This window comes from Neisseria sp. HMSC068C04, assembly GCF_001810105.1.
GTDB classification, from domain to species: Bacteria; Pseudomonadota; Gammaproteobacteria; order Burkholderiales; family Neisseriaceae; genus Neisseria; species Neisseria flavescens_B.
Genome location: NZ_KV799980.1, coordinates 125759 through 136366, shown reverse-complemented (window position 1 = coordinate 136366; position 10608 = coordinate 125759). Strand labels below are relative to the sequence as shown.

General features: G+C 53.3%; 10 protein-coding genes and 1 pseudogene. 3 read left to right on the top strand and 8 right to left on the bottom strand.

The genetic code is table 11. From position 1 onward, the window contains the following. The 4 genes and pseudogenes from HMPREF2700_RS08675 to accB all read right to left on the bottom strand — a co-directional run. A pseudogene (locus HMPREF2700_RS08675) lies at positions 1 to 473 on the bottom strand (aminotransferase class I/II-fold pyridoxal phosphate-dependent enzyme); the annotation flags it as partial. Between the two features lie 67 nt (positions 474 to 540). Beyond that, positions 541 to 1902 (bottom strand): acetyl-CoA carboxylase biotin carboxylase subunit, encoded by a 1362-nt coding sequence (accC, locus tag HMPREF2700_RS08670; RefSeq protein ID WP_070591566.1) that lies wholly within the window; start codon positions 1900 to 1902, stop codon positions 541 to 543. A 29-nt stretch (positions 1903 to 1931) separates the two neighbouring features. Beyond that, complete coding sequence (locus tag HMPREF2700_RS08665; RefSeq protein WP_003680299.1) at positions 1932 to 2123, bottom strand: YqaE/Pmp3 family membrane protein; 192 nt, start codon at positions 2121 to 2123, stop codon at positions 1932 to 1934. Positions 2124 to 2194: 71 nt separating this feature from the next. Continuing rightward, positions 2195 to 2653: an acetyl-CoA carboxylase biotin carboxyl carrier protein gene (gene accB / locus HMPREF2700_RS08660; protein ID WP_070591565.1), complete on the bottom strand. Its 459-nt coding sequence runs from the start codon at positions 2651 to 2653 to the stop codon at positions 2195 to 2197. A gap of 356 nt (positions 2654 to 3009) precedes the next feature. On the opposite strand from accB, the gene queA reads away from it, so the two are divergent. After that, positions 3010 to 4038 carry a tRNA preQ1(34) S-adenosylmethionine ribosyltransferase-isomerase QueA gene (queA, locus tag HMPREF2700_RS08655; protein ID WP_070591562.1) on the top strand — a complete coding sequence of 343 codons (1029 nt, stop codon included), beginning with the start codon at positions 3010 to 3012 and terminating at the stop codon, positions 4036 to 4038. 209 nt (positions 4039 to 4247) lie between these two features. Here queA and gyrB read toward each other — a convergent pair whose 3' ends face one another. From gyrB to HMPREF2700_RS08635, 4 genes are all read right to left on the bottom strand, one after another. Beyond that, the gene (gene gyrB, locus HMPREF2700_RS08650) at positions 4248 to 6638 is read right to left on the bottom strand and encodes a DNA topoisomerase (ATP-hydrolyzing) subunit B (RefSeq protein WP_070591560.1); all 2391 of its coding nucleotides are present in this window, start codon (positions 6636 to 6638) and stop codon (positions 4248 to 4250) included. Between the two features lie 194 nt (positions 6639 to 6832). Then, a complete protein-coding gene (prmA, locus tag HMPREF2700_RS08645; RefSeq protein WP_070591559.1) occupies positions 6833 to 7720 on the bottom strand; it encodes a 50S ribosomal protein L11 methyltransferase in 888 nt (295 codons plus the stop codon). Positions 7721 to 7809: 89 nt separating this feature from the next. Further along, positions 7810 to 8619, bottom strand: a complete 810-nt coding sequence (dapB, locus tag HMPREF2700_RS08640; RefSeq protein ID WP_070591557.1) for a 4-hydroxy-tetrahydrodipicolinate reductase — start codon at positions 8617 to 8619, stop codon at positions 7810 to 7812. Between the two features lie 9 nt (positions 8620 to 8628). Continuing rightward, positions 8629 to 9024: an outer membrane protein assembly factor BamE gene (locus HMPREF2700_RS08635; protein ID WP_039862532.1), complete on the bottom strand. Its 396-nt coding sequence runs from the start codon at positions 9022 to 9024 to the stop codon at positions 8629 to 8631. Between the two features lie 151 nt (positions 9025 to 9175). Here HMPREF2700_RS08635 and fur point away from each other — a divergent pair, with 151 nt between their 5' ends. Together fur and aat are read left to right on the top strand one after the other, a co-directional pair. Continuing rightward, positions 9176 to 9673: a ferric iron uptake transcriptional regulator gene (fur, locus tag HMPREF2700_RS08630; RefSeq protein ID WP_003682812.1), complete on the top strand. Its 498-nt coding sequence runs from the start codon at positions 9176 to 9178 to the stop codon at positions 9671 to 9673. Between the two features lie 77 nt (positions 9674 to 9750). Further along, positions 9751 to 10497: a leucyl/phenylalanyl-tRNA--protein transferase gene (aat, locus tag HMPREF2700_RS08625; RefSeq protein WP_070591622.1), complete on the top strand. Its 747-nt coding sequence runs from the start codon at positions 9751 to 9753 to the stop codon at positions 10495 to 10497. The last annotated feature ends 111 nt before the right edge of the window (positions 10498 to 10608 follow it).

Below are 10608 nucleotides of genomic sequence, written 5' to 3'. Positions count from 1 at the left end.
TGACGGTAAAACGGCTGAATCACTTGGTCGGCCAGTTGTTTCAGACGGCCGTCGTTCAACAGCGGAGCCGCAATCTCCGCACCGAAACGCGTAGGCGACAGATTCACAATCGCGTTCAAACTGCTGATGGCTTTGACCACTTCCGGCGCGACGACGATGATGCCGGTGAGCACGCCAGGCAGGCCGATTTTAGACAGGCTGAAGCAGAGGATGATGTTTTCGTGCCAGTTAAGCGTCACATCGCTGTAAATAATATTTGGAAACGGCATTCCGTAAGCGTTGTCGATAATCAGCGGAATCCCGTGTTCTTGCGCCAAAGCGTCCAAACGCGCCATCTCGCCGTCGGTCAACACATTGCCGGTCGGGTTGGTCGGGCGCGAACAGCAAATCGCACCGATTTTGCCCTCTTTCAATTCGGGCAGACTCTCCGGCGCGTCAAAGTCCACGCGGTATTTGAAGAAGCCTGCTTCGCCTTAAAAAAGGCCGTCTGAAACTTTATTTTATGTTTCAGACGGCCTTACGTTTAGTCAGAACAAAGGATTATTTATCCAGTTTGGCTTTGCGTTCTTCCAACCAATGTTCCAAGTAGTGGATGCTGACGCCACCTTTTTGGAAGCCTTGATCACTGAACAAGTCGCGGTGCAGCGGTGTATTGGTTTTGATACCGGTAATCGCCAGCTCGGCAAGGGCTACGTGCATTTTTGCCATGGCTTGGTCGCGGTCTTTACCGACGACGCAGATTTTGCCGATCAGGCTGTCGTAGTAAGGAGGGATGCGGTAGCCTTGGTAGATGTGGCTGTCGACGCGGATGCCGAAGCCGCCGGGCAGGTGGCAGCTTTCAATCAGGCCCGGGCTTGGAATGAAGTTGTACGGGTCTTCGGCATTGATACGGCACTCAAACGCGTGGCCTTCGACTTGAATGTCTTCCTGTTTGTATTGCAAAGGCAGGCCGGATGCGATGCGTAATTGCTCTTGGACGATGTCCACGCCGGTGATGAGCTCGGTAACCGGATGCTCAACCTGAACGCGAGTGTTCATCTCGATAAAGAAGAATTCGCCGTCTTCGTACAGGAATTCAAACGTACCTGCGCCGCGATAGCCGATGCGTTTGCAAGCGTCGGCACAGGCTTTGCCGATTTTGGCGCGTTCTTCTTCAGTGATGAACGGAGCAGGTGCTTCTTCGATGACTTTTTGGTGGCGGCGCTGCATGGAGCAGTCGCGCTCGGCGAGGTAGATGGCGTTGCCGTATTCGTCGGCAATCACTTGGATTTCGACGTGGCGCGGACGTTGCAGGTAGCGCTCCATGTAAACCATCGGGTTGCCGAATGCCGCACCTGCTTCGGCTTTGGTCATCTCGACAGACTGGAGGAGGTCTTCTTTTTTCTCGACGACGCGCATACCGCGACCGCCACCGCCGCCGGAGGCTTTGATAATGACGGGATAACCGACTTTATCGGCGATTTTGAGGATTTCTTCGCCGTCGTCTGGCAATGCGCCTTCAGAGCCGGGAACGCAAGGCACGCCGGCTTCGATCATGGCATGTTTGGCGGATACTTTGTCGCCCATCAGACGGATGGTATCGGCTTTCGGGCCGATGAAGACAAAGCCGGATTGTTCGACTTGTTCGGCAAAATTGGCGTTTTCGGCGAGGAAGCCGTAGCCCGGGTGGATGCCGTCGGCTTCGGTTACTTCGGCGGCTGCGATGATGGCCGGGATGTTGAGGTAGCTTTGTGCGGATGCGGCAGGGCCGATGCACACGGATTCGTCGGCGAGTTTGACGTGCAGGCTGTCTTTGTCGGCTTCGGAATGGACGGCGACGGTGGCGATGCCCATTTCACGGCAGGCTCGCAGGACGCGCAGGGCGATTTCGCCCCGGTTGGCGATCAATACTTTTTTCAGCATGATAATCTTTCCGGATGGTTCAGACGGCCTCAGCGGCCGCCTAATGCGTTGCGGATTTTTTGGTCGGTTTTGTATTGGCTCAAGGCGTAAACCGACCACATGGCTGCCGGTATCCAGCCAACCAGCGTACATTGCAGAATCAGACAGATGATGCCTGCAAACGGACGGCCGATGGTGAAAAACTGCAACCAAGGCAAGAAAATAGCCAAAATCAGACGCATGGTTTGTCCTTAATGAACAGAAAAAGGAATTTCAGACGGCCTCGAAACTGAAGGCCGTCTGAAAAAACGGATTATTCAATGATGAAAAGCGGCTCGCCGTATTCGACCGGAGTACCGTTTTCAACCAGAATTTCTTTAACGACACCGGATTTCTCGGCTTCGATTTCATTCATCAGCTTCATGGCTTCGATGATGCACAAAGTATCGCCGACTTTAACCTGTTGGCCGACTTCGACAAAAGCGGCGGCGTTCGGGCCGGGAGCGCGATAGAACGTACCGACCATAGGTGATTTTTGCGCGTTGGACAAATCGCGAGCGGCAGGGGTGGCGGCTGGAGCGGCTGCGGCCGGAGCAGCAGCAGGGGCGGCAACCGGAGCGGTTGTGGCAGGTGCCGGAGCGGCATAAACAGGAGCTGCGGCGGCAGTGGTACGCGTAATGCGGACTTTTTCTTCGCCTTCGGTAACTTCAATTTCTGCAATGCCTGATTCTTCGACCAAATCAATCAGTTTTTTTAATTTACGCAAATCCATTGCTTTTCCTTTTTAGCGCGGCATAAAGTGCATATTGGGTATGCGCCGCTGTGGTTTTAGATGATTTCCTGAGACGTCGGAAGGCAGGTTTGCCATCCGGCGTTTAAATAATGTCGGAACAGGGCGGAGCCTGAGAAATGAATCTGGTTATTTTCCCGAACTTGTCGGTAAATGTCCAGTAAAAGATAGAAAAAAGGCGTTTTTCGGCGAAAAAAGAAAGGAACGCTGATTTTCGTTAAAAAGTGATTTCCCCAAGAGCGTTTATTCTAATTTATTGGTTTTTCGACAAAACATGCCGTCTGAAAACCCACTTTGCGCGTATAATGGCGCCTGTTTTTTTTAAATTATGCACGACAATGGATATTTCCGATTTTGATTTTGAATTGCCCGAAAAACTGATTGCCCAGCATCCTCCGGAAGTGCGCGGCAGCAGCAGGCTTCTGGTTGCCTTGCCGACATTGCCGATTGAAGACAAACATTTCGGCGATTTACCCGATTATGTCGCACCGGGCGATGTGCTGGTGTTTAACAATACCAAAGTGATGAAGGCACGCCTGTTCGGCCAAAAAGCCAGCGGTGGCAAAATCGAAGCCCTGATTGAGCGGGTATTGGACGCGCATACTGCATTGGCGCATATCCGCTCGTCCAAATCGCCGAAACCGGGTACGGAATTGATTTTTGAAGGCGATATCCGTGCCATCATGATGGAGCGCGCGGAGGAATTGTTTTGCTTGAAATTTGAAGGCGAGCAAACCGTTTACGAACTTTTGGAGCAAAACGGCCATCTGCCCTTGCCGCCTTATATCGAACGCGCGGCCGATGACGAAGACGACAGCCGCTATCAGACCGTGTACGCCAAGTATCAAGGCGCAGTGGCCGCACCGACAGCAGGTTTGCACTTTACCGATGAGTTATTGGGCTGTCTGAAAGCCAAAGGCGTAGAAACTGCGGAAGTGACCCTGCACGTCGGCGCCGGCACATTCCAACCCGTGCGCGTCGATAAAATTGAAGAACACAAAATGCACAGCGAGTGGTTTGACGTACCGGCCGAGACCGTTGCCGCCGTTGAAGCCGCCAAAGCGCGCGGCAATAAAGTGTGGGCAGTGGGCACAACTTCCATGCGCGCCTTGGAATCCGCCGCACGCGAAACAGGCCGTCTGAAAGCCGGTCGCGGCGATACCGATATTTTCATTACGCCGGGTTACCGCTTCAATGTTGCCGACCGATTGATTACCAACTTCCACCTGCCTAAATCAACCTTGCTGATGCTCGTCAGTGCGTTTTCGGGCATGGAGCATATCCGCAGCGTTTACCGTCATGCGGTGGAACAGGAATACCGCTTTTTCAGCTATGGCGATGCGATGATTTTGGGAAAAGCGGAATAAAGCGGAAGCGGATTGGAGCGTTTCAAACTGGTTATTTGGGTTGTCCCGAATCTGAATCAGTTGGAATGCTCTATTAAAATATGCGAATTAAAATAAATGATTAAAGCAAACGCGCGAAGTGGTTGGAATTTGAGTTGTAAGAAATAAAGCACAAAAACAAAAAGGCCGTCTGAAAATCGTTTTTCAGACGGCCTTTTATCTTTCCATGCTTAGGCGTCGATGTTTTGTGCCAGCAGGGCGTTGTTTTCGATGAAGGCACGGCGCGGTTCGACTTCGTCGCCCATCAGGGTGACGAACACTTCGTCGGCGGCGATGGCGTCTTCGATGCGGACTTTCAGGAGACGGCGGACGGTAGGATCCATCGTGGTTTCCCAAAGTTGTTCCGGGTTCATCTCGCCCAAGCCTTTGTATCGTTGGATGGACATGCCTTTTTGGGCAACGCTCATCAAGATGTCTAAAGCGCCTTCAAAGCTGTCGATGTCGTATTCGTTGTCGCCTTTGTAGAGCTTCGCCCCTTTGCCGACCATGCCTTTGAGTGCGGCGGCGGTTTGGGTAAGGGTTTGATAGGCTTTGCTGTTGAGGAACTTAGGCTCGAGGTAGCTCACCATCACATTGCCGTGCAGCTTGCGTATGATTTTGATGAACTGGTGTCCTTCGTGGCCTTCGATACGTTCGAGTGCGACTTCTTTTTCGTCCAAGAGGCCGCTCAATTCGGCAACGGCGCGGTCTGCGCTTTCTGCCGTGCTGAGATCGACCGGTGAAGCGTGCAGCATGGCATGTAGGACGAGTTCGTCAATGATGCGGCTTTCTTGCTCGATGACGGTTTTGGCCAACAGGAATTGTTTGGCGGTATTGGCAAGCTCTTCGCCTTCGATGGTGCGGCCGTCTGAAACGATTTTGGCTTTTTCCAAGGCCAAACCGAGCAGCCATTGGTCTTTTTCCAATTCGTCTTTGAGATAGCGCTCTTGTTTGCCGTATTTGGCTTTGTACAAAGGCGGCTGGGCGATGTAGATGTAGCCGCGTTCGACCAGCTCGGGCATTTGGCGGTAGAAAAAGGTCAGGAGCAGGGTGCGGATGTGCGCGCCGTCCACATCGGCATCGGTCATGATGATGATGCGGTGGTAGCGCAGTTTTTCAGCATTGAATTCTTCTTTGCCGATACCCGCGCCTAGAGCGGTAATCAGCGTGGCGACTTCTTGGCTGGCCAGCATTTTTTCAAAACGTGCTTTTTCGACGTTCAAAATTTTACCTTTGAGCGGCAAAATCGCTTGGAATTTGCGGTCGCGGCCTTGCATGGCGGAGCCGCCTGCGGAGTCGCCCTCGACGAGGTAGAGTTCGGACAGGGCAGGGTCTTTTTCTTGGCAGTCGGCAAGTTTGCCCGGCAGGCCCAAACCGTCCATCACGCCTTTGCGGCGGGTAATTTCACGTGCTTTGCGGGCAGCTTCGCGCGCGCGGGCGGCATCGACGATTTTGCTGGTGATGATTTTGGCTTCGGTCGGGTTTTCTTCAAGGAAGTCGGTCAGTGCTTGGTTAATGACTTCGTTGACGACGGGGCCGATTTCGCTGGAAACCAGTTTGTCTTTGGTTTGCGATGAGAATTTAGGGTCGGGCAGTTTGACGGACAAAACGCAGGTCAGGCCTTCACGCATATCGTCGCCGGCGGTTTCCACTTTGGCTTTTTTAGCCACTTCGTTGGCTTCGATATAGTTGTTGATGGTGCGGGTCATCACTTGGCGCAGCGCGGTCAGATGGGTGCCGCCGTCGCGTTGCGGAATGTTGTTGGTGAAACATTGCACGCTTTCTTGGTAGCTGTCGTTCCATTGCATCGCGCATTCGACGCTCATGCCGTCTTTTTCGCCGAACGCGTAGAAGATTTTTTCGTGTAACGGCGTTTTTTTGCGGTTCATGTATTGCACGAAGCCGGCCACGCCGCCGGAGAGGGCGAAGCTTTCGTGTCTGCCGTCGCGTTCGTCGATCAGCTCGATGTCTACGCCGTTATTGAGGAAGGAAAGTTCGCGGATACGTTTGGCGAGGGTATCGAAGCTGTATTCGACGTTGCCGAAGGTTTCGCTGCTGGCGAGGAAGCGTACGGTCGTGCCTTTTTTGTCGGAATCGCCGACAACCTTCAACGGCTCTTCGGCTTCGCCGCGTACGAAACGGACGAAGTGTTCTTTACCGTCGCGGTAGATGGTCAGCGTTACCCAGTCGGACAGTGCGTTGACGACGGATACGCCTACGCCGTGCAGGCCGCCGGAGATTTTGTAGCTGTTGTTGTCGAATTTGCCGCCTGCGTGCAAGACGGTCATGATGACTTCGGCGGCGGATCGTCCTTCTTTCGGGTGGATGCCGGTCGGCATGCCGCGGCCGTTGTCGGCCACGCTGACGGAATTGTCGGCATGGATGGTTACGGTGATTTTGTTGCAATGTCCGGCGAGCGCTTCGTCAATGGCGTTGTCGAGCACCTCGAACACCATGTGATGCAGGCCGCTGCCGTCCTGCGTGTCGCCGATATACATACCGGGGCGTTTGCGTACCGCTTCCAAGCCTTCCAGCACTTGTATGCTGTCGGCGCCGTATTCTTCGTGTTTTTGGTCAGTCATGGTCTTTTCTTGCTGAATTTCAAGGAATTTTTCCGTGCGCGCAATGAAATGTCAAACGGGCGCGGCGGATGTGTTCCGAAAGGTCAAAATAATAGGCAATTATACCTGATTTTGCTGGAATATTCAGCGTTTTAAGTGCAAAAAGGCCGTCTGAAAGATTAAATTTCAGACGGCCTTTGTATCGGAAAACAGGTTTAGCGTTTGACGCCGCTCAATCGCGCCCAGCCTTCTTCGATTTCGGCAGGCTCGATGTCGAACCATTGGTTGTAAATACCGCTGAGTTCTTCAACTTGTTCGTCCAAAAGGCCGGACAAAACAATGCGGCCGCCTTGTTTGGTACGCGCGGCAAGCATTTCGCCGAGCATACGCAGTGGGTTGGCCAGAATGTTGGCGACAACGACATCAAATTGACCTTGCGGCAGGCCGTCCGGCAGGTAGAACTGCGCGTCGACTTTGTTTTGCGCGGCATTGTCTTTGCTGGCGCGGATGGCTTGTTCGTCAATATCTACGCCAGTGGCCGAGCCTGCGCCGAGTTTGAGGGCGGCAATGGCCAAAATGCCTGAGCCGCAGCCGTAGTCCAATACGCTTTCGCCGCCTTTGAGCTGCGTGTCCAGCCATTTGAGGCAGAGGCGGGTGGTCGGATGGCTGCCTGTGCCGAAGGCAAGGCCCGGGTCGAGTTGCAGGTTGACGGCGTTGCCGTCGGGCGCTTCGTGCCAAGACGGAGTAATCCACAGGCGGTCGGAAATTTGAATCGGGTCGAATTGAGCTTGGGTCAGACGTACCCAGTCTTGATCTTCAAGGATTTCGCCGGTGTATTTCAAATCGTTCAAACCGCATTCCTGCGCGGCGGTTTCGATAATGGAAGCGGCGTCGTCGCTTTCGCCGAAAAGGGCGATGACTTTGCTTTGTTGCCAGATTTGCTCGGTCGGCATGCCCGGCTCGCCGAAAATGGCCTGCTCGTTTTCTGTACCGGCGTAGGCATCTTCAATGGCGGCAGACAATGCGCCGTGTTCCATCAGCGCGTCGGCAAGGCGTTCGGCGACGGCATCGTTGACGTTGATGGTGATTTGTTGATAGGACATGGTGGGGCTTTCTTTTTAATAAGGCCGTCTGAAAATCGACGTTGTGCTTTCAGACGGCCTTGTAAGGTATGAAACCTGATGATGCGGGTTTATCGGTTTTTCAAACCCAGTACGTCTTGCATATCGTACAGGCCTTTTTTGCCGTTTGCCCAAACTGCGGCGCGTACGGCACCGGCGGCAAAAGTCATGCGGCTGCTGGCCTTGTGGGTAATTTCCACGCGCTCGCCGTCAGTGGCGAAGAGGGCTGTGTGGTCGCCGACGATGTCGCCTGCGCGGACGGTGGCAAAACCGATGGTGGATGGATCGCGCGGGCCGGTGTGGCCTTCGCGGCCGTAAACGGCGCATTCTTTGAGGTCGCGGCCGAGGGCGTCGGCAATGACTTCACCCATGCGTAACGCGGTGCCGCTTGGGGCATCGACTTTGTGGCGGTGGTGGCCTTCGATGATTTCGATGTCGTAGCCTTCGTTTAACACGCGGGCGACGGTGTCGAGGATATGGAAGGTCAGGTTGACACCGACGCTGAAGTTGGCTGCGAAGACAACGCCTGTTTTTTCGCCTGCGGCTTGGATGGCGGCTTTGCCTGCGTCGTCAAAACCGGTCGTGCCGATGATGATGTTGACGCCTTTTTCCACGCATTTTTGCAGGTGTTTCAGGGTTGGCTCGGGACGGGTAAAGTCGATGAGGACATCGCTTTGAGCCAGTACGGCATCCACGTCGTCTGAAATGGTGACGCCGGTTTTGAGGCCGGAGGCGAAGCCTGCATCCAACCCCAATACTTCCGAACCGGAATGCTCGAGTGCGCCGGAAAGGACGGCATCGGGATGGTTGTTGACCGCTTCAACCAAAACGCGACCCATGCGGCCGTTGACGCCGGCAATGGCGATTTTCAATGCGCTCATGGGACTTCCTTATTTCGCGTTGGTTTCGGTAGTCGGAACGACGTTTTGTCCGGCTTGAACGGCTTCGATGGATTTTTGAATGGCATCGCCTTCGGCGCGTGCGAGGACGTCGTTTTCAAAGTACAGGGTCAGGTTGCTTTGTTCTTTGATGATGCCGTTGCGGCTGGTGTTGAAAGTGTAATCCCAGCGGTCGGCATGGAAGGCGTCGCGCAGGAGCGGCGTACCGAGCAGCAGTTGGACTTGGTCGCGGGTCATACCTTGGCGCAGGGAAACCACGGCGCGGGGATTGAGCTCGTTACCTTGAATGATTTTGAGTTTGTAGGATGGAAAGTTGGATACGCGCTCGGCACTGCATGAGGCCAGACCTAAAATAGCGGCGATGGCAAGGCATAAGGCTTTATTCACGGGCTTACCTTTCTGTGTCATTTCGGGAAAGATGTTTATCATCGCTTGAATATTTTTAAAAAGCAAACGATAATCATCTTCTTAATTTTTCTTTTCGCCGATTTTCAATTGCAAGACCGGCGGCAGATTGCCGCCCTTTAACGGCCCAATAGTGGGCAAACGGGCGGAAAGTGCGTATTATAACGGTTATTACCTTACAGGGATATTGAATATTATGGAAAAATTCAGCAACATTGCGCAATTGAAAGACAGCGGTTTGAAAGTTACGGGCCCACGTTTGAAAATTTTGGACTTGTTCGAGACTCATGCCGAGGAGCATTTGAGTGCGGAAGATGTGTACCGTATCCTGTTGGAAGAGGGCGTGGAAATCGGCGTGGCGACGATTTACCGTGTGTTGACCCAGTTTGAACAGGCCGGCATTTTGCAACGCCACCATTTTGAAACCGGCAAAGCGGTTTACGAATTGGACAAAGGCGATCACCACGACCACATCGTCTGCGTGAAATGCGGCGAAGTAACCGAATTCCACAATCCGGAAATCGAAGCGCTGCAAGACAAAATCGCCGAAGAAAACGGCTACCGCATCGTCGATCACGCGCTGTATATGTACGGCGTATGCGGCGAATGCCAAACCAAAACCAAACGTTAATCAGTTTGTATGTTGATTTTTCAGACGGCCTTGGGCATTTTCAGCTTGAGGCCGTCTGAAACTTTATGGGCTTTACGATGAAGATTCCTTTTCTTGCGCCACGGGATTATCGTTTCCCCGACCCATCTTACGCTTTGGCAGTGTGTGATGGCTTGGTCGGCGTCAGCGGCGATTTGGATACGGGGCGGCTGTTGTCGGCGTATGGGCAGGGGATTTTTCCGTGGTTTAGCCGCGAGGGTTGGTTTTTCTGGTATGCGGTTGCGCCGCGAGCCGTGATTGTGCCGGAAAACCTGCATATCAGCCGCTCTTTGGCAAAAACTTTGCGCCACAAGCCGTATCGGGTAACGGTCAACCGCTGTTTTGAAAAAGTAATTACCCATTGCGCCAATGTGCCGCGTCCGGAACAGGACGGAACGTGGATAGAACCAGCGTTTCAGACGGCCTATTTGAAGCTGCACCATCAGGGGCATGCGCATTCGTTTGAATGCTGGCTGCCGGACGAACAAGGCGAAATGCAGTTGGCAGGCGGGTTTTACGGCGTGCAAATCGGCTGCGTGTTTTATGGCGAGTCGATGTTTGCTTTGCGTCCCGATGCGTCAAAGATTGCGTTTACCTGCGCCGTCCCGTTTTTGTCGGATTTGGGCGTTGCGCTGATAGACTGTCAGCAGGATACGGAACATATGCGCCGTTTCGGTTCGCAGTTGATGGATTTTGCCGACTTTCAGACGGCCTTGAAGGATTTGAACGCGAAACCGTTAAAGCGGAATATCGAAGGCGGCATGGTGGCTGAAAATCTTCTGCAAAAGATTGGCGGCGAAGATTGATTTATAGACACGGGGTGTCGGCAGAATCGACAGCCTGCATATTGTGATTGGGAAACCGGTTGGAAAATAAATACGATTCAACTCTCTTGAACAGGCCGTCTGAAAATCTTG